We start from the raw sequence: 18,770 nt of genomic DNA on the forward strand, positions 1-18,770 counted from the left end.
GGCGGTACGGAAAGGCAGATGGCTCCCACCGGGGCGAGTGGCAGGATGTGTGCGTGTCGCAGCCCTCTTTCAGTACGCCGTTGATCGGCCGGAACCCCGAACTCGCCCGGCTCTCCGCAGTCCTGGAGCGCGCCCGCGCCGGGGACGCCCGCGCGGTCCTGGTCGCCGGCGACGCCGGGGTCGGCAAGAGCCGGGTGCTGGGCGAGGCCGCGGGGCTGGCCGCCGCGGCCGGGATGACGGTGCTCACCGGGCACTGCGTCGACCTCGGCGACGTCGGGCTGCCGTACCTGCCGTTCACGGAGGTGGTGGGGACGCTCGCCGCCGACGAGCGGTTCGCGGACGTCCTCGCCGCCCATCCCGTGGTGGGCCGGCTCCTGGGAGGCGGCTCGGACGCCGTGCAGGACCGGCTGCGGCTGTTCGAGGGGTTCGCGGGGCTGCTCACCGACCTGGCGGACCGGGCACCGGTGCTGCTGGTCCTGGAGGACCTGCACTGGGCGGACCAGTCGTCGAGGGATCTGCTGCGGTTCCTGCTGAGCCGGGGCACGCTCCAGCGGGCCGCGGGCGGGGCGCCCGGGCACCGGCTGGCCGTGCTGGCGTCGTACCGGGCGGACGACCTGCACCGCCGTCATCCGCTGCGGCCGCTGCTGGCCGAACTGGTGCGGCTGCCCGTCGTGGAGCGGCTCGAACTGCGCCCGCTGGCCGACGCCGAGGTGACCGAGCTGGTGCGACATGTGCAGGACCGGCCGCTGCCGGACGCCACCGTGCGGCGGATCGTGGAGCGGGCCGAGGGCAACGCCTTCTACGCGGAGGAGCTGGTCGCCGCCACCGACACCGGGGGCGACGGGGTGCCGAGCGGGCTGGCCGACGTCCTGCTGATCCGGTTCGAGCAGCTGTCCGACACCGCCCAGCAGGTGCTGCGCACGGCGGCCGTCGCGGGGCGCCGCGTCGAGCACGACCTGCTGCGGGGCGCCGTGGGCCTGCCGGAGGACGAGCTGGAGGCGGCGCTGCGCGAGGCCGTCGGCCGGCAACTGCTGCTGCCCGGCGACGGCGACACGTACGCGTTCCGGCACGCGCTCGCCCGGGAGGCGGTGTACGCGGATCTGCTCCCCGGCGAACGGGCCCGGCTGCACGGCGCGTTCGCCCGGCTCCTCGCGGCGCGCGGCCGTTCCCGGGAGACGGCCGCCGAGCGCGCCCACCACTCCCGGGAGAGTCATGACCTCACCGAGGCGCTGGCCGCCTCGCTGGAGGCCGCCGAGCACGCGCACCAGGTCGGGGCGCCCGCCGAGGAGCTGCGGCATCTGGAGACCGCCCTGGATCTGTGGTCTTCGGTGGAGCCGTCGGCGCGGCCCTCGGGCGAGGGCGTCGACCGGGTGACGCTGACGCTGCGCGCGTCGGCGGCCGCCGCGCACGCCGGGGCGGCGCACCGGGCCGTCGCGCTGACCCGTTCCGCGCTCGCCGGTGTCCGGGACTCCGACCACGAGCTCGCCGCCCGGGTCCGGTACACGCTCGCCGGCAACCTGCTCGGCGTCGACAGCCTCACGGCGGCGTTCTCCTACAGCAGCGAGGCGCTGGCCCTGATCCCGGCCGACCCGCCGTCGCGGACCTGGGTGTGGGCGGCGGCCACCCATGTCCTGGCGGCCCGACAGGTTGGGGAGAACGAGACGGCGTTGCGGGTGGCCCACGAGGCCCTGACCGTGGCCGAGCGGCTCCAGGTGCCGGACGCCCGCGCGGACCTGCTGATCTCGCTGGCCGTGCTGGAGAGCGGCGGGCGCGGTACGCCCGAGGGGCGCGCCCGGCTGCGGGAGGCCCGCGAGGTGGCGCGCGGCGCGGGGAACGCGCCGGTGGAGCTGCGGGCGCTGTTCAACCTGGCCATCGGCTGCTTCGAGTCCGGTGAGCTGGAGGAGAGCGTGTCCTGGCTGCGGGAGGGCCTGGAGCGGGCGCGGCGCGCCGGGCTGTCCTCGTCGCCGTATCCGCTGGAGATGCGGTATCTGCATCTGCTGGTGCTGTACACGCTGGGCCGCTGGGACGAGTGCGCGGCCGAGGACGCGGCGGTGCTGCCGGCGGCCGGCGCGTTCGCGGCGGGCCCGGCGCTGTACGTCGGTCTCGCGCGCGGCGACGCGGACATCGTGGAGCGGACACGTCCGCTCGCGGAGGGGCCGTTCGACTGGATGGGCCGGCTGGTGGCGAGCATCGTGCTCACCGACGAGGCGGCGCTGCGCGGCGACCCGCGGGCGGCGGTGGAGCGGATGCGCTCGGGGGTGGCCGCGCTGACCGACGACGCGGGGACCCTGCCCGACGCCACGGTCCGGCTGGCCGCGCTCGCCCTCGCGGCCGTCGCCGACCGGGCGGCCGCGCTGCGCGCGGCCGGTGACGCGGAGGAGCTGAGCCGCTGGACGGACACGGCGGCCGAACTGGTGGAGCTGGCGCGGGTGACGGCCGCGCGCGGCGCCGACGGCACCTCGCAGGGCCCGGAGGGCAGGGCGTGGCTGGCCCGCGCGGAGGCGGAGTGGACGCGGGCGGTGTCCGGGCCCGACGCCGGGGCGTGGGCCGAGGCCGTCGCGGCGTTCGCGTCCGGCGACGGGTACGAGCGGGCGCGGTGCCGGCTGAGGTACGCCGAGGCGCTGCTGGTGGCGGACGACCGGGAGGGCGCCGCCGCCGAGGCCTCGGCGGCCCGCCGGACGGCGGCACGGCTCGGGGCGGTCCCGCTGCTGGAGCGGGTGGACGCCCTGATCCGCCGGGGCCGCCTCGCCGAGCAGCGCTCGCCGGGCTCGTCCCCGCTGACGGCCCGGGAGCAGGACGTGCTGGGGCTCCTCGCCGCCGGCCGCAGCAACCGGCAGATCGGCGAGGAGCTGTACATCACCGGCAAGACGGCCAGCGTCCACGTCTCCAACATCCTCGCCAAGCTGGGCGCGGCGAGCCGTACGGAGGCGGTGGCGATCGCCTACCGGGAGGGGCTGATCGGCCGCGAGGAGGCCGTGGGCTGACAGCCCCCGTCAGGGCGTGCGGTCGCAGTCGAGCGCCGTCAGGTCGACGGCGTCGGCCATGGCCTGCATGCCCTTGTCGTTGGGGTGGAGGTGGTCGCCGCCGTCGAGGGCGGGCAGCATCCGCTCGGGGTCGTAGGGGCTGCGCAGGACGCGGTCGAAGTCGGTGACGGCGTCGAACGCCCCGCCGTCGCGCACGAAGGCGTTGACCTCCCGGCGGACGGCCTCGGCGGCCGGATCCCATTCGCCCCAGCCCTTGAAGGGGGCGACGGTCGCGCCGACGACGCACTTCCCGGCCGCGTGCGCCCGGTCGACGATCGTCCGGTAGCCCTCGATCAGGTCCGCGGCCGTGACGCCCGAGTGGGCCTTGATGTCGTTGACGCCCTCGAAGAGGAACACGGTCCGCACACCCGGCAGCGACAGGACGTCCCGGTCCAGGCGGTTGAGCGCGCTGCGCCCCGCGCCGTCGGCGAGGACCTTGTTGCCGGAGATGCCCTCGTTGGCGACGCCCCGGACCGCCGAGTCCGTGCGGAGCAGCCGGCGGGCCAGGTAGTCGGGCCAGCGGCGGTTCAGGTCCGAACTGGACTGCCAGCCGTCCGTGATGGAGTCGCCGAGCGCCGCGACCGCGCCGGTGCCGGACCGGGGGCGTACGGAGACGGCGTCGAGGTACAGCCAGGAACCGGTCGGCGTGGTCCAGGCGGCGCCGCTCTCCTCGGCGGTGTGGTCGCCGTCGGAGGCGTAGGAGGTCTGCATCGCCATCCCGTGGCCGGAGGCGGGTCCGGCGGCGTCCGGGCTGTGGAGGCTGACGACCAGGTCGGTGGCGGCGGGCAGCGAGCCGGGCAGCGGGTCGCTCCACACGGTGGCGCCCGCGGGCACGGCGACGGTGGGCGCGCCGCCGAAGGTGAGCCGCCGGTTGCTGCCCCGGCGCAGTTCGGCGCCCTGCTTCCGGACGCCCGCCCACACGCTGTCGAAGGTGATCGGCCGGTCCCCGAAGGCGTTGGACAGCCGGATGCGGACACCGGTGCCGCCGACGCCGGTGTGCACGACGAGCCGGTGGCCGCGGCCCGCCACCCCGGTGCCGAGGGCGTCCGCGCTCGCCGCCCAGGTGACGACGTCGTGCGGGGCGGTGCTCGCCCGGGCGGGCGGGGCCGCGCAGGCGAGCACCGCCAGCAGCGCGGCGGCCGCCGGACCCGCGGCCCTCATCGGCCGAGTCCCTTCAGGGTGACGGAGGCGCCGGGCCGCAGGGTGATCCGGCGGGTCGCGGAGCCATGGGCGACGGTGGTGGTGCGCCCGCCGACGCTGCGGACGGTGACGTGGGTCGGTCTCCCGTCCCGCCAGCGCAGGTCGACCTCGAAGCCGCCGCGCGCGGGGACGCCCTCGATGTGGCCGGAGGCCGCCCAGGCGTCCGGGAGCGCGGGCAGCAGTTCGATGTGCCCGGGCCGGGAGTACAGCAGCATCTCCACCATGGCGGCGGGGGTGCCGAAGTTGGCGTCGATCTGGAAGATGCCCCGGCCGCGTTCCGCCTCGTAGATGTCGAACAGGTTGGACGCCGTGCCGTTGCGGCCGTCGGTCGAGGGGCGCAGATTGTTCGCGATCAGCCGGTAGGCGTTCTCGGCGTTCTTCAGACGGGCCCAGCACGCGCTGCGCCAGGCGTTGGCCCAGCCGAAGTTCTCCATGCCCCGTGCGGTGAGCAGGGCGGTGGCGCCGGCGACGACGTCGGCCGGGGTGGAGCCGTCGGGGCGGATGCGGTCGCCGGGGAACAGGTTGATCAGCGGGGAGAGATGGCGGTGCTCGGTCTCACCGAGGTCGTCGGGGGACATCCACTCCTGGAGCCGGCCGGTGGTGGGGCTGACCTCCGGCAGGTACAGCCTGCGGCGCAGGGCGGCGACGGTGTCCGCGTACCGGGTGTCCCGGCCGAGTGCGGCGGCGGCCGTGCAGTAGTCGCCGAACAGCGTCCACACGACCTCCTGGGCGTAGGTGATGCCCCGCGCGTCCTGCGGGCCGTGCTCAGGGGACCAGTCGTGGTCGTCGACGAGCACCTCCTTCGAGGTGCCCGGGAGGGTCACGGGGAGCAGCCGCGCCTCCCAGAACTCGCAGGCTCCCTTGAGCAGCGGGTAGATCTTCTCCAGGTACGCGCGGGAGCCGGTGTACTCGTAGTGCTCCCACAGGGTGGTGCACAGCCAGGCGTTGCCGGCCGGGTGCCACCACCAGCCGCTGCCGCCGTAGGGGTTGGTGGAGAAGGCGACGGCCCAGCCGGCGGTCCTCCCGCTGGTGTTGCGGAAGCGGTTGCGCGGGTCGTCGAACCGCCGCCGGGTGACGTCGGTCCACGCGGGAAGCTGGGCGAAGCAGTAGTCGGCGAGGGCGTCGAAGCAGGCCGACAGGCCCGTGCGGTCGGCCATCCAGTAGTTCATCTGGATGTTGATGTCGGTGTGATAGTCGCCCATCCAGTCCGGGTCGTTGCCGTCCAGCCACAGGCCCTGCAGGCCGAGGGGCAGGCTGCCGCGCGAGCCGCTGATCATGAGGTAGCGGCCGAACTGGAGGTAGGCGGCCTCCAGTTCGGGGTCGGGTTCCCCGTCGCGGGCGCGGGCGTGCAGCCGCTCCCAGGTGTCGAGGGCGCGCTGGCCCGTGGTGGAGGTGCCGAGGGAGAGGCGGAGGCGGCCGTACAGGGCGCGGTAGTCGGCGACGTGGGTGCGCCGCAGGGCGTCGGGCGGTACGGCCGCGGCGGCGCGGGCCTTGGTGCGGGCGAGGCGTTCGGGGTCGAGGGAGGCGTCGCGGAAGCCGGCGGCGGCGTCGGGCGCGTAGTCGGTGCCCGCGCAGACGACGACGGTGAGGTCCTTGCACCCGGTGAAGTCGATGCGAGTGCCGCGCACGGTGACCTCGCCGCCGGTGCCGCGGGCCTGGACGGCGGCGCCGTAGCGCAGTCCGTTGGGCAGGGCGGCCCCGAAGGACTTGGCGGTGTCCGGTTTCTCGCCGTGGGTGCCGGTGAGGGTGATGCTGCCGGTGTGGCGGCCGCCGCCGCTCTGCGTGAAGTGCAGGACGATCACGTCGTCGGGGTGGCTGGCGTACATCTCGCGCCGGTAGGTGACGCCGGAGCGGACGTAGGTGCTGGCGACCACGCCCTGCGCGAGGTCGAGAGTGCGGCGGTAGCCGTGGACGGAGCCGAGGTCGTGGTCGGGGATGTCGACGGTGAGCCGGGCGAGCAGGGTGAAGGAGCCGAAGTCGGCGCGGCCGTAAGGGAACTGGCCGTCCTGGTCGAGGGTGTCGTTGAGGCCGCCGGTCCACAGGGTGGCGTCGGTGATCAGCAGCAGTTCGCGGCCGGGGTCGTTGCTCGCGAGGGCGCCGATCCGGCCGTTGCCGACGGGCAGTCCCTGTTCGATCAGGGAGCTCTCGTCTCCGGGCGCCTGCCACCACAGTCGTTCACGGGCCGCGTCCGGGGGCAGCGGAACCTCGGTGGGCCGGTCGGGGCGGGCCGCGGGGGCGGCGGATGCGGTGAAGGCGGGCAGGGCGCCGAGGGCGGCGGTGAGGCCCGCGGTGGTGGCCAGGGAGAGGACGCCGCGTCTGCTGGGGTCGTGCGGGCTGGGGTTCATGGGGGCTCCGGAGTACGTCCGGGCCGGGGGCCCGGCGCACGGCCGGGCCCCGGCGGGGGTCAGAGGGAGGTCGGTACGTCGATCCGGTCGATGTCCGGCGCGTAGCCGGTCCCGCTGTCGAACGTGATGGTGTTGGTGCCGGCCTTCAGCTTCACCGGCACGTACACGCTGTTGACGGTCCCCCAGTCGCCGGTGGAGGCGAACCGGTGGGAGGTGCCGCCGCCCCCGTTCGCGGAGACGAGGACGGACCGGGGGTCGCCGCTGCCGTAGGCGACCGTGATCTGGTAGGTGCCGGCCTCGGGGACGACGACGTCCTCGACGGTGACCTTGCCGCCGGTGTAGAGGTTGCCGACCTTGTGGCCGCCGGAGCAGGCGGAGCAGCCGGCCACGACGGCGTTCCCGGCGAGGGCGCCCGCCTCGGCCTCGTGGGCGGTCCAGGCGAGCCGGGTGCCGCGCGGGGTGACGGTGAACAGGCGGGAGCCGTGCGCCGGGAGGGCCTCGGTGATCTTGCCGTTGTGGATGCCGAGGTTCTCCTTGTTCCACACGTCGCGCACCGAGGCGCGGCCCGTGAAGCCGAGGGTGGGCCAGTGCGCGGTGACGGCGGCGGGCGTGGCGGCGAGGTTGAACAGGGCGACGGTGTAGGTGCCGTCGGGGTTCTTCGCGGCCCACACCTGCTGCGCGTCGGACGCGGTGACGGGCTCGGCGGGCGGGGCGCTGCTCTGGTTGATGGCGATGACCTCGCGGTCGGTGAGCAGCTTCAGTCCGTACGCGTCGAGCCGGGTCAGGTCGTCGCCGGTGAACAGGGGGGACTTGGCGATGGCCCACAGGGTGGCGTAGCTCTGGCGCTCGGCCTTGGTGAGGCCGTCCATCTCGCCGTTGCCGACGTTGAGGGAGTCGAGGTCGTTCCAGCCGCCGGCTCCGGCGTGGTCGGTCCAGGCGGGGGCGTCGTCCCAGCGGTCGTCGACCGAGTTCTCCCAGGACACCAGGGTGTTGCAGTAGCACTCGACGTCGGTGTCGATGCGCCAGCCGTCGGAGTACTTCTTCCAGTCGGCGACGTGTCCGTAGTCGAGGGACCAGGACAGCTCCAGGTGGAGGGGGCGGCCGGTGGCCTCGATGGCCCTGTGCCAGGCGGCGACGTCGGGGACGTTGTCGTAGTTGTCGCCGCTCTTGAAGGAGCCGGGGCCCACGCCGTCGAGCTTCAGGAAGTCGTAGCCCCAGTCGGCGAACATCCGCGCCTGGGAGTCGATGTACTTCTGCGCGCAGGGGTCCGAGAAATCGATCTTGTAGGCGCTGTCCCAGCCGTTGGTGGTGCGCAGGTCGTCGTGGACGATGTCGCCGGTGGTGCAGCCCTCGGCGTTCCAGATCGGGTTCTTCCCGTCGTTGTACGCGCCCTTCTCCAGGCCGACCGGCAGGTAGATGCCGGCCTTGAGGCCCTTGGCGTGGATGTGGTCGGCGACGGCCTTCATCCCGCTCGGGAAGCGCACCGGGTCGGCCTGCTGCCGGCCGTACTCGTCGAAGTGCGACGTCCAGGACCAGTCCATCCACCAGCCGGCGTCGATGTTGACGTACTCGTAGCCGTACTTCTTCAGCCTGGCGGCCATGGCGTCGGTCTGCTTGAGGACGTTCGCCTCGGAGAGGTAGCTGTAGTCGCCCTTCGGGTTGAGGCCCGGGTACTTCGACGACTGCATGGTCCAACTGGTCCAGCCCATGTAGGGCTTGGCGGCGACGGGAGGTGCGGCCGGGGCGGCCGGGGGCGCGGAGGCGGTCTCGGCGCGGGCGGCGGGGACGGCGGCGGTGACACCGGCGGTGAGCGCCAGCACCACCAGGGCTCTCAGGGCGCGTGCGGGCAGGGCGGAGTACGAGGATGACCGCATGGGTCGTACCTCCAGGTGTCTATTCAGCGGCTCGGGGGCCGGTCGTCGGCTCGGATGAAGGACTGGATGGCGGTGGCCGCGGCCCCGCGTGCCCATTCCTCGAAGGGCAGCGGGCGGGTCCTGACGTCGCAGCGGGCGGCGGAGCCGAACGCGGCCGCGGCGAAGGCGTCGCGGATCTGTTCGGCGAACAGGTCGTAGGCGGCGAGGCCCTCGCCGGAGATGATCACGCGTTCGGGACCGAGCAGGTTGGCGACGGTGGCGATGCCGCGGCCGATGGCCTCCCCGGCCCGGGCGTAGGCGTCGCGTGCCGCGGGGTCCCCGGCGTGGGCCAGGGCGGCGGCCTCGGCGACACCGGCGACCTCGGTGCCCGTGGTCTCACGGAGGCGGCGGACGATGGCCGCGTCAGCCGCGATGGCCTCCACGCAGCCGCGGTTGCCGCAGTGGCAGGGCGGCCCGGCCGGGTCGACGGTCACATGGCCGATCTCCCCGGCGACGCCGTGGGCCCCGGCGACGACCCGGCCGTGCACGACGAGGCCGCAGCCGATGCCGGCTCCGACCGTGACCACGGCGAAGTCGGACAGCCCGACGCCGGCGCCGAACCACTGCTCGGCGACGGTGAGGGCCCGGACATCGTTGTCCACGGTGACCGGCAGCCTGGTGGCCGTGGCGGCGAGGCCGGCGAGGGGCACGTCCCGCCACCCCAGGAACGGCGAGTAGCGGACGACGCCCGCGCCACGGTCCACGTCACCGGACACGGCGACACCGAGGCCGAGGACGGGGGTGCCCGACGCGCCGGCCTCCGTGCGCAGGTCGGCCACCAGGTCGGCGATCCGGGCCAGGACCTCCTCGGGTTCCCGTCCGGGGAGCGGGGCGTGCCGGGCCGCGCGGATGCGGCAGCACAGGTCGGTGAGGACGGCGATGATCTCGTCGCCGGTCACCTTGACGCCGATGAACAGGGCCCGGGCGCCGTCCACCCGCACCGGGTTGGCGGGCCGGCCGAGCGCGGGGCGGGCGGTCTCCTCCGTGTCCTCGACCAGGTAGCCGGCCTCGATGAGCGGCCGTACCGCCTTGGTGACGGCGGCCGGGGACAGTGCGGCCCGCCGGGCCACCTCCAGGCGGGTGAGGGGCCCGTGGCAGAGAACCGTGGTGAAGATCTGCGAGGCGGCCGGCGTGTGCGCCGGGAACGTCTCGGCGCCGCGGATCGAGGACATGCGGGGGAACCTAGAGCCCTTATTTTCCGCCGTCAATAAAAGTCACAGGATTGGTCCGGGGCGGCCGCCCCGGCCGAGGACTCCCTCCCGGTGACGGAACATCTGTCCAACTGTGCGTCGTGCGCGGCGATCTGACGGCATACGGGAAAGTTGTGCCGCACGCACAGGATGATCGACGTCCGCCGCCCCGGGGCGGCGACGGGAGGAGCACCGGATGGTCTCAGCAACGGTGACGAGGGCGATGGCGGCAGCGGCCCTCGCGACGCTCATGGCCGTACCCGCCCACGCGGCGGTGCCCGGCGCGCGGGCGGACACCCTGCCCGCGCCGGACGGCGCGGGCGTGTGGAACGCGCTGCGCGCGGCACAGCGGCAGGGGGCGCCCGGCGCGATCGCCCGGCTCGACGACGGCGGCACGGTCCGCTGGGCGGCCGTCGGCGTGGCCGACCGCGGCACCGGGCGGGCCATCGGCAACGCCGACCGGTTCCGCATCGGCAGTGTCACCAAGACCTTCTCGGCGGTCGTCCTGCTCCAGCTGGCCGACGAGGGGAAGCTCTCGCTCGACGCGCCGGTCGACCGCTATCTGCCGGGACTGCTGCCCGACGACCGCATCACGGTGCGTCATGTGCTCAGCCACCGCAGCGGCCTGTACGACTACACCAACGACATGTTCGCCGAGACGGTGCCCGGTTTCGAGGCGGTCCGCACCAAGGTCTTCACCTACCGCCAGCTGGTGAAGCGCTCGCTGGGCAAGCCGCGCACGACCGCGCCGGGCGGCGCGTACTCCTACTCCAACACCAACTTCGTGGTCGCGGGGCTGCTCATCGAGAAGCTGACGGGGCACTCCGTGCGGACCGAGTACCGGGACCGGATCATCGGGCCGCTGGGACTGAAGGACACCTTCTACGTGCACCCCGGCACGAAGATCCCCGGCCGGCACACGCGCGGCTACCTCACCCCGGACACCGCGGGGGCCGCGCTGGTCGACGCCACCGAGCAGACGGTGTCCTGGGCGCAGAGCGCGGGCGCGGTCATCTCCACCACCAAGGACCTGCACATCTTCCTGTCGGCGCTGCTGGGCGGCCGGCTGACGTCCCGGGCCGGGCTGGCCGAGATGCGGCGCTGGGTGCCGGCGGGCACCGGCCAGGCGTACGGACTGGGGCTGCGGCGCCGCGATCTGCCGTGCGGGGTGTCGGTGTACGGGCACACGGGCGCCGTCCAGGGCTACTACACCGTCGCGTTCGCGTCGAAGGACGGCAGGCGCAGCCTCACCGCGCTCGCCAACACCTCCAACAACGGCACGGTCCTCACCACCCTGCTGGGCGCGCTGGAGTCGGCGTTCTGCGGCAAGAAGGCCAAGGCGCGGCCGCGCACCCCGCGCGTGGAGCGCTACGAGGACGTCGCGCCCTCGGTGCCCGTGAACCGCCCGGCGGGGCAGGCCCGGTGAGGGTGACGCGCGGCGGAACCGAGCACGCGCCGGGGTGACGTGCGCCTCACGAGCAACCCCGGCCGACCCGTCGACGTCTTGATCGACGACAAGTGAAGCCCTGGCCTCCCCTTCTGGCCAGGGCTGGTTCCTCACGCTCTATACACGTCATGTATACATGTCACGTATACGCTCCGCGTATACGCAGAACGTATACGCGGCGTGTATGTCGATCGAAAGGCATCGATGTACGGCAAGGCATTCGCCCCGGAGTACCAGGGCGCTCTGACCACCCTGTCCGTGAACGCGTCCCTCACGGACGTACTGGCCGCCGGCACCCAGCAGTTGAGAGCGGCCGAACGGGCCGGCGAGCACGGCGAGGCGGCCCGCTCGGGCCTCGCGGTCGCCGAGGCGCACCGGCGGCTCGGGCAGGTCACGGACGCCGAGCGGGCATGGAAGGCCAGCTACCGCTCCGCCCGCGCGGCCGGTGACGGGGCGGCCATGGCCTGGGCCCTGTGGAGCGGCGGCACCCTGGCCCGCCAGCGCGGCGCGTTCCCGCTGGCGCGCCGGCTGCTCCAGCTCGCGGCGGACCTCGGCGAGCGCGCCGGCGACGTCGTCGTCCGCGGCTACTCGCTGGCCGGGCTGGCCGAGACCGGGCGCATCCAGGGCGACTACGACGCCGTCCACCGGCTGCACGAGCAGCTGCTGGCCGAGGCCAGGCGCCGCGGGGAGGCCCGGCACACGGTGTGGGCGCTGGAGGGCATCGCGCAGATCCACCGCAACACCGGGTCCTACGACACGGCGTACGCCCTGTTCGAGGAGGCCGCCCAGATCGCCGAACGGGCCGAGGACCGCCGCGGGCACGCCTGGGCGCTGCGTGGCCTCGCCGACGTCGTGTCCGTGCGCGACGGCGACACCGAACGGGCCCTGGCGCTGCTGTCCGAGGCCGAGGCGACCTGCCGGGAGATGCGGCTGACCAGCGCGCTGGCCTACAACCACAAGATGCGCGGCAACGTCCTCTACCGCGCCGGACGGCACGCGGAGGCCCGGGACCGGTACGAGGAGGCACTCGCGGAGTTCCGCGCGATGAGAGAGCCGAGAGGCGAGGCGCTGTCGCGGCTGGGACGTGCCAAGGCGCTGGCCCGGCTGGGACGCGACCGCGCCGAGACGGCGGCCGAACTCGCCGAGCTGGCCGACGTCATGGAGCGGATAGGGCTGCGGCACGCCCGCGCGGCGGTGGCCGAGGCCCAGCGGGAGTTCTGCTCCGGCGAGGCCGCCGCGGCGGGCGCGGAGACGGCGGGCGCGGAGACGGCGGGCGCGGAGACGGCGGGCGTCCGGTGAGCGCCCTTCCCACTTCCGTCCGGACGCCCGGGGACACCCGGCCGGCCGCCGGCGTCCAGCACACCCTCGCCCGGTGCCGGGCCCTGGTGGCGCCCGCGCTGCGGGACGCCGTGGCGCGTACGCACCCGTGGGTCGCCGAGATGGCCGCCTACTCCTTCGGCTGGTGCGAGGTGGGCGGCGCCCCGTCCGGCTCCTCCGGCGGGAAGGGCGTCCGGCAGGCCCTGGCCGTGCTCGGCGCCGAGGCGGCCGGCGCGCCCGGACGGGCCGCGGTCCCGGGAGCGGTCGCGGTGGAACTGGTGCACGCCTTCTCACTGCTGCACGACGACATCATGGACGGCGACGAGGCGCGCCGCCGCCGGCCCACGGTGTGGAAGGCCTACGGCACCGGCCCCGCCGTACTCGCCGGGGACGCGCTGTTCGGGCTGGCCGTCGAGGCGCTCGCCGACGCCGGGGCACCGGCCGTGCGGCTGCTGTCGCGGGCGTTGGGGGACCTGGTGCGCGGGCAGGCGGACGACCTGCTGTTCGCCTCGCGCCCCTGGACCGGCCCGGACCGGGTGCGCCCGCGGGAGTACCGGGCGATGGCCGAACACAAGACCGGTGCGCTGCTGGGCTGTGCGGCCGCGCTGGGCGCCACCCTCGGCGGGGCGCCGCCCGCCACCGCGGCCGCCCTCGACCGGGCCGGACGGCACCTGGGCATCGCGTTCCAGGCCGTGGACGACGTCCTCGGCATCTGGGGCGACCCGGCCGTCACCGGCAAACCCGTGCACGGCGACCTGCGGGAGCGCAAGAAGACCTTCCCGGTGCTGGCGGCCCTGGACTCCCCCACCGCCGGGAACCTGTCCGCGCTACTGGAGTCGGCCGCCGACCCGGCCTCGATGGCGGACCTGATCGACCGGGCCGGCGGGCGCACGGCCGCGCTCGCGGAGGCGCGGCGCCATGTGACGGCCGCCCGCACGGCCCTGGACAGCGCGCCGCTGGCAGCCGGCCCCGCCGCCGAACTGCGGTCCCTGCTGGACTTCGTGGTACGGCGCGAGCTGTGAGCGCGGTGCCGGTGCCGCGCCCGGCACCGGCTTGACCGGCGTCATTCCGCGCGTCAGGGTGCGAACGGCGTGGGAACCGCCCGGCGCCGGAAAGGTGAGTGTCTTGATCGGGATCTCCGAGGTCGAAGCCGCGGCCGGGCTCGTCGCCGGGCATGTCGTCCGTACGCCGACCGTGTCCAGTCCGGGCCTCTCGGCCCTGCTCGGCGTGCCGGTGACGGCGAAGCTCGAACTCCTCCAGCGCACCGGCTCGTTCAAGGCGCGCGGCGCCACGGCGAAGCTGCTGTCGCTCGACGAGGCCCAGCGCGCGGCCGGGGTGGTGGCCGTCAGCGGCGGCAACCACGGGATCGCCCTCGCGCTGACGGCGGCCGCCTTCGATGTGAAGGCGACCGTGGTCATGCCGCGTACGGCGCCCGCGCGTTCCGTCGAGATCGTCCGGGACGCCGGGGCGTCGGTGCGGCTGACGGACGGCATGGACGACGCCTTCGCGCTCGTCACCCGGCTGCGGGACGAGGGCCTGACCCTGGTGCACCCCTTCGACGACCCGCTGGTCGTCGCCGGTCAGGGCACCGTCGGGCTGGAACTCGCCGACGACGCCGACGCGTTGACGGACGTGGTGGTGAGCGTCGGGGGCGGCGGGCTGATCGCCGGGGTCGCCGTGGCCCTGCGGGCCCGGCGCCCGGACGTGCGGATCTGGGGCGTGGAGACGGAGGGCGCCGAGGCGATGTCGGCGGCGCTGGCGGCGGGCGGGCCGGTACCGGTGAAGCTGTCGTCGATCGTGTCCACGCTGAGCGCGCCGAGCGTCTCGCGGCTGACGTACGACCATGTGTCCGCGCTCGTGGACGACGTGCTCGTGGTGCCGGACCGGGAGGCGGTGCGCGGGGTGCTCGACCTCGCCGAGCACGCCAAGGTGTGGACCGAGCCGGCGGCCGGCGCCCTGCTGCCGGCCGCGCGGCGCGTCCTGGAGCGGGTCGGCGACGGCGCCCGGCTCGGACTGGTCGTGTGCGGGGGCAACGCGACGACCGCGGATGTCGGGCGCTGGGTGACCGATTTCGACCTTCGCTGAGCATTCCCGGCGGAATTCCCCCGCCCTTTTCGCCTGCTTACTCCAGCGTCAGCAGCAAAGGAAAGGAACAGCCCTTTCTCCGCTGCTTTCGTTGAACAGACCGGGTGACGGCTCCCGTACTTCCTGTGAGATACGGGAGCCAGGTGTTCAGCGAGGGATGGCCATGGTCAAGGCACACGTCTCCACCTCCGAGTTGGTCGCCGGAAGGTACCGCCTCGTCGATGTCGTGCATCGCGAGACGAACCGGGTCAGCTATTCCGGCGAGGACCTGGAAACCGAACACGCGTGCCTCCTCACCCAGATCGGTCTGCCCCCGGGCGAGGACCCGGACAACGCCCGGCGGGCCGCCTCGCGCATTCTGCGGACGTCGGGGCGCATGGCGCTGCTGCGGCCCGGCCGCGTGGCCACCGTCCTGGACGCCGTCGAGGAAGCCGGGAGCCTGTGGATCGTCACGGAGTGGATCGGCGGCACCCCGCTGGGTGAACTCCTCACCCGCCAGGGCACGTTCGACTACACCCGGACCGCCCGGATCGGCCTGGAGCTGCTGGACGTGCTGGAGGCCGCGCACGTCGCGGGCATCACGCACGGCGAGCTGAGCCCCGGTCAGGTGTTCGTGGGCGAGGAGGATGCCGTGGTGGTCACCGGCTTCGGCCTGGCCGGCGCCACCCTCTCGCCCCGCCTCTCGGCACCGTCGTACGCCTCGCCCGAGCAGGCCCGCGACGAACGCGTCGGGCCGGCGTCCGACCTGTGGGCGCTCGGCGCGATCCTCTACTCGATGTCCGAGGGCCGCCCGCCGTACCGGGAACGGGACCGGCCCGAGGCCACCCTGAAGGGCGTGGACCGGCTGCCGCTGCGCGCCCCGGTCCGGTCGGGGCCGCTCACCCAGGCCGTGCAGGGGCTGCTGCGCAAGGAGTCCCGGGAGCGGCTGAGCAGGTCCGCGGTCCGCGACGCCCTCGTCCGGGTCCTGCGGGACGAGCCCGGCACGGCCGACGAGGAGCCGCCGCACCCCCGGCTGCTGGACCGGTTCGGCGCCGGTCCCGTGCGCGGGAGACGGGCCCTGCTGTTCGGCACGGCCCTGGCCGTGGTCACCGTCGCCACCGCCGTCCTCGTCGCGACGGGCGGCCAGGACGCCGGCACCCCGGAGGCCGCCGTGAGCCCGACGCCGCCCGCCGGGACGGGCGGCGCCTCCCCCGCGCCCAGCGCCCCGGCGTCGGACGCAGGGACGCCGGACACCGGTCTCCCCGCCGGCTACCGCACGTACACCTCCCCGGACGGCTTCTCCGTCGCCCTGCCGCGAGGCTGGAAGCCGGTGTCCACGACCCGTGCCGCGGATCTCGCGTACCGGGTGTTCCTGGGCACCGAGGGCGATCCGCGCCGGCTCACCGTCACCTACAGCGAGCGCCTGGACTCCGACCCGGTGGCCGTCTGGCGCGACGACGTGCAGCCCGGACTGGCCCGGTCGGAGGGCTTCCGCCGGATCGGGGAGATCGAGGCCACCACCTACCAGGGGTACGAGGCCGCGGACATGGAATGGCTGTCGCGCAGCGGCGGCACGCAGGTGCACACCTTCGGCCGGGGCTTCCTCCTGGACGACCACCGCGGCTTCTCCCTGCGCTGGTCGACCCCGGCGCGGGACTGGGACGCCCCGGGCAACCGGGAGGCCCTGGACGTGTTCCTGCGGACCTTCCGGGTGCCCGGGGACTGAGTCAGGAGGCCGGGGCGCACATCCCGCGCAGGCGCAGACCGTGCAGCGGCTCGGTGCGCCAGCGGGCGCCGAAGGTGCGTTCCTTGAGCGAGCAGGTCACCTCCAGGTGGTGCGGGGTCTCCAGGAAGGCGACGTCCAGGGCCAGGGTGTCGGCATCGGTCCAGCCCCCGCTCACCGCGGTGGGCACCGGCCCCTCGGTGACGGTCCACCCGGGGCCGCCGAGCCGCACGCGCAGGGCTTCGCCGTCCTCGGTGAACGTCAGGTCCCAGCCGCCGTCCCGCTCGGTGAGGTCGACGGCGCTCACCTTGGGCAGGGCCGCGTGGACCTCGTCGCCGGGAGTGAAGGAGCCCTGCCAGGACGCGGCCCGTCCCTCGGGTGCCGGTTCGCCGGCCGCGGGCGGCAGGGCGAGGCCGGCCAGCCGGCGGGCCAGGTCCGCGTCGGCCTCCTCGGCTCCGGCCCCGGCCGCGCCGCCGAACGCGGGCAGCAGGTGCTCCCAGACGAGGTTCAGCAGACCCGGCATGTCCCAGGTGTCGGCGGTGGTCACCACCACCGCGTCGTGCTCGGGGAGCACCACGCGGAACTGGCCGAGGGCCCCGTCGCCGCGGAAGCCGTGCCGGGACATCCAGAACGACAAGCCGTAGCCCCGCTGCCAGTCGTCGCCCGGCATCCCGCCGGACGACGGTATCTGCGCGCGTGTGGCCTCGGCGACCCACTCCTCGGGCAGCAGCCGCTCGCCCTCCCAGACACCCCCGCGCAGATACAGCAGGCCGAGCCGGGCGACGGCGTCGGTGGTGGCGTGCAGGCCGCTGAAGCCGAGCTCGCGGCCGTCGCGGTGGCGCAGCCAGGCCACGTCACCGATGCCGAGCGGGTCCAGCAGACGGGGCCGGAGGTAGTCGGTCAGCGACTGGCCGCTGACCCGCTGGACGATGGCGGAGAGCGTGAAGGTGGCGGGCTGGTTGTACGCGAACACGGTCCCCGGGTCGTGCGGTGGGGGCTCGAGGAGGAACCCGCGGACCAGGTCGTCGCGGTCGCGCTCCCGTGCGGCGAAGATCATGTCGCTGTCGTGCCCGGTGGCCATGGAGGCCACGTGCCGCACCAGGAGGGCGCGGCTGCGGGGGTCCGTGATCTCGGCGTCGAGCTCGGGGAAGTAGGAGATCACGGGGTCGTCGAGCCGGATCAGCCCCTCGCCGGCGGCGATCGCGGCCGCCGTGGCCGTGAAGCTCTTGCTGATCGAGTAGAGCAGGTGCCGGCGCCCGGCGGTGTACGGCGCCCACCATCCGGCGGCCACGACCCGGTCGTGCCGCAGGATCATCAGGCTGTGCGGTTCGATGCCGGGGGCGGCGTCGACGGCGTCGAGGAAGGCGAGGACACCGGAGGCGTCGACGCCCTGGGCGGAGGGCGGGCTCGAGGGCAGGGGGCGAACAGACATACGTGCATCCTGCACCGGCGCCCCGGCGGGAGCGAAGGGTTTGCGCCCCGCTCCCCGCCCGTTTTCCGGGCACCCTTGGGCGGTACGCGGTTTTCGCCGTTTTCGGTCACGGTCTCCGGGGACTCGGGGCCCATGGTGCAGATCGGATACACGATGATGACCGAGCAGGCCGGCCCCCGTGAGCTGGTCGACCACGTGGTCCGCGCCGAGGAGGCGGGCTTCGACTTCTCCGTCACCTCGGACCACTACTTCCCCTGGCTGCGCTCGCAGGGGCATTCGCCGTACGCCTGGAGCGTGCTGGGAGCCGCCGCCCAGGCCACGTCCCGGATCCCGCTGATGACATACGTGACCTGCCCGACGGTCCGCTACCACCCGGCCGTCGTGGCGCAGAAGGCGGCGACCCTCCAGCTGCTGTCCGAGGGCCGGTTCCGGCTGGGACTCGGCTCGGGCGAGAACCTGAACGAGCATGTGGTGGGCGGCGGCTGGCCCTCCGTGGACGTGCGGCACGAGATGCTCGAGGAGGCTGTGGAGATCATCCGGGCGCTCTTCGAGGGCGGGCACGTCAACCATCGGGGCACGCACTTCGACGTGGAGTCGGCCCGGCTGTGGGACCTGCCCGACCAGCCGGTGCCCATCGGCATCGCGGTCTCCGGGGAGCGGTCGTGCCGGCTCGCGGGCCGGTTCGCCGACCTGGTGATCGCCACCGAGCCCAAGCCGGAGCTGCTGGCGGCGTTCGACCGGCACGGCGGCTCCGGCAAGCCCCGGGTGGGCCAGCTCCCGGTGTCCTACGACCGCGACCGGGACGCGGCGGTGAAGCGCGCCCACGACCAGTTCCGCTGGTTCGGCAGCGGCTGGAAGGTCAACTCCGAGCTGCCGCACCCGGACTCCTTCGAGGCGGCCACGCAGTTCGTCACCCCGGAGGACGTGGCCGGGGCCATTCCGTGCGGCGACGACCCGGACGCCTTCGTCGAGGCCGTCCGCCCGTACGCCGAGGCCGGGTTCACCGAGATCGCCCTGGTCCAGATCGGGGGCGACGCGCAGCTGCCCTACCTGGACTGGGCGCGCGAGACGCTGCTGCCGGCCCTGCGGAACGCTTTCGGCTGACCGGCCGCCCCC

12 protein-coding genes are annotated in these 18,770 nt (G+C 74.5%); 7 read left to right on the top strand and 5 right to left on the bottom strand.

The genetic code is table 11. The features are described 5' to 3' along the window. Positions 1-53 precede the first annotated feature (53 nt). Positions 54-2,984: a helix-turn-helix transcriptional regulator gene (locus ACFRAC_RS29825; protein WP_382934714.1), complete on the top strand. Its 2,931-nt coding sequence runs from the start codon at positions 54-56 to the stop codon at positions 2,982-2,984. Positions 2,985-2,993: 9 nt separating this feature from the next. Here ACFRAC_RS29825 and ACFRAC_RS29830 read toward each other — a convergent pair whose 3' ends face one another. From ACFRAC_RS29830 to ACFRAC_RS29845, 4 genes are read right to left on the bottom strand one after another with little or no spacing between them, the layout of a single operon-like run. Further along, entirely contained in the window at positions 2,994-4,184 is a 1,191-nt protein-coding gene (locus tag ACFRAC_RS29830; RefSeq protein ID WP_382934716.1) for an SGNH/GDSL hydrolase family protein, read from the bottom strand. Then, the gene (locus tag ACFRAC_RS29835) at positions 4,181-6,568 is read right to left on the bottom strand and encodes a glycoside hydrolase N-terminal domain-containing protein (protein WP_382934718.1); all 2,388 of its coding nucleotides are present in this window, start codon (positions 6,566-6,568) and stop codon (positions 4,181-4,183) included. The genes ACFRAC_RS29830 and ACFRAC_RS29835 overlap by 4 nt, the downstream gene beginning before the upstream one ends. A 59-nt stretch (positions 6,569-6,627) precedes the next feature. After that, complete coding sequence (locus ACFRAC_RS29840; protein WP_382934721.1) at positions 6,628-8,442, bottom strand: alpha-galactosidase D; 1,815 nt, start codon at positions 8,440-8,442, stop codon at positions 6,628-6,630. Positions 8,443-8,465: 23 nt separating this feature from the next. Continuing rightward, positions 8,466-9,653 (bottom strand): ROK family protein, encoded by a 1,188-nt coding sequence (locus tag ACFRAC_RS29845; protein ID WP_382934722.1) that lies wholly within the window; start codon positions 9,651-9,653, stop codon positions 8,466-8,468. A gap of 214 nt (positions 9,654-9,867) precedes the next feature. Between ACFRAC_RS29845 and ACFRAC_RS29850 the strand changes: the two genes are divergently transcribed. The 5 genes from ACFRAC_RS29850 (at position 9,868) to ACFRAC_RS29870 (ending at position 16,225) form a co-directional block, all read left to right on the top strand. Then, positions 9,868-11,097 (top strand): serine hydrolase domain-containing protein, encoded by a 1,230-nt coding sequence (locus ACFRAC_RS29850; protein ID WP_382934726.1) that lies wholly within the window; start codon positions 9,868-9,870, stop codon positions 11,095-11,097. A 225-nt stretch (positions 11,098-11,322) separates the two neighbouring features. Then, positions 11,323-12,417, top strand: a complete 1,095-nt coding sequence (locus ACFRAC_RS29855; RefSeq protein WP_382934730.1) for a tetratricopeptide repeat protein — start codon at positions 11,323-11,325, stop codon at positions 12,415-12,417. After that, entirely contained in the window at positions 12,414-13,457 is a 1,044-nt protein-coding gene (locus ACFRAC_RS29860) for a polyprenyl synthetase family protein (protein ID WP_382934734.1), read from the top strand. The genes ACFRAC_RS29855 and ACFRAC_RS29860 overlap by 4 nt, the downstream gene beginning before the upstream one ends. Before the next feature lie 103 nt (positions 13,458-13,560). After that, a complete protein-coding gene (locus tag ACFRAC_RS29865) occupies positions 13,561-14,520 on the top strand; it encodes a threonine/serine dehydratase (protein ID WP_382934736.1) in 960 nt (319 codons plus the stop codon). Between the two features lie 157 nt (positions 14,521-14,677). Beyond that, positions 14,678-16,225 (top strand): serine/threonine protein kinase, encoded by a 1,548-nt coding sequence (locus ACFRAC_RS29870; RefSeq protein WP_382934739.1) that lies wholly within the window; start codon positions 14,678-14,680, stop codon positions 16,223-16,225. Position 16,226: 1 nt separating this feature from the next. Here ACFRAC_RS29870 and ACFRAC_RS29875 read toward each other — a convergent pair whose 3' ends face one another. Next, positions 16,227-17,654: a serine hydrolase domain-containing protein gene (locus ACFRAC_RS29875; RefSeq protein WP_382934742.1), complete on the bottom strand. Its 1,428-nt coding sequence runs from the start codon at positions 17,652-17,654 to the stop codon at positions 16,227-16,229. A gap of 132 nt (positions 17,655-17,786) precedes the next feature. Between ACFRAC_RS29875 and ACFRAC_RS29880 the strand changes: the two genes are divergently transcribed. Further along, on the top strand, positions 17,787-18,758 hold the full coding sequence (locus ACFRAC_RS29880) for an LLM class F420-dependent oxidoreductase (RefSeq protein ID WP_382934745.1): 972 nt from the start codon (positions 17,787-17,789) through the stop codon (positions 18,756-18,758). The last annotated feature ends 12 nt before the right edge of the window (positions 18,759-18,770 follow it).

This window comes from Streptomyces sp. NPDC056628 (assembly GCF_042792555.1).
In the GTDB taxonomy this organism is placed as follows: domain Bacteria; phylum Actinomycetota; class Actinomycetes; order Streptomycetales; family Streptomycetaceae; genus Streptomyces.

Coding starts and splice junctions, on each gene's coding strand:
- ACFRAC_RS29830 (WP_382934716.1), bottom strand. CDS start 4,184: ATGAGGGCCGCGGGTCCGGCGGCCGCCGCGCTGCTGGCGGTGCTCGCC.
- ACFRAC_RS29835 (WP_382934718.1), bottom strand. CDS start 6,568: ATGAACCCCAGCCCGCACGACCCCAGCAGACGCGGCGTCCTCTCCCTG.
- ACFRAC_RS29840 (WP_382934721.1), bottom strand. CDS start 8,442: ATGCGGTCATCCTCGTACTCCGCCCTGCCCGCACGCGCCCTGAGAGCC.
- ACFRAC_RS29845 (WP_382934722.1), bottom strand. CDS start 9,653: ATGTCCTCGATCCGCGGCGCCGAGACGTTCCCGGCGCACACGCCGGCC.
- ACFRAC_RS29850 (WP_382934726.1), top strand. CDS start 9,868: ATGGTCTCAGCAACGGTGACGAGGGCGATGGCGGCAGCGGCCCTCGCG.
- ACFRAC_RS29855 (WP_382934730.1), top strand. CDS start 11,323: ATGTACGGCAAGGCATTCGCCCCGGAGTACCAGGGCGCTCTGACCACC.
- ACFRAC_RS29870 (WP_382934739.1), top strand. CDS start 14,678: ATGGCCATGGTCAAGGCACACGTCTCCACCTCCGAGTTGGTCGCCGGA.
- ACFRAC_RS29875 (WP_382934742.1), bottom strand. CDS start 17,654: ATGTCTGTTCGCCCCCTGCCCTCGAGCCCGCCCTCCGCCCAGGGCGTC.
- ACFRAC_RS29880 (WP_382934745.1), top strand. CDS start 17,787: ATGGTGCAGATCGGATACACGATGATGACCGAGCAGGCCGGCCCCCGT.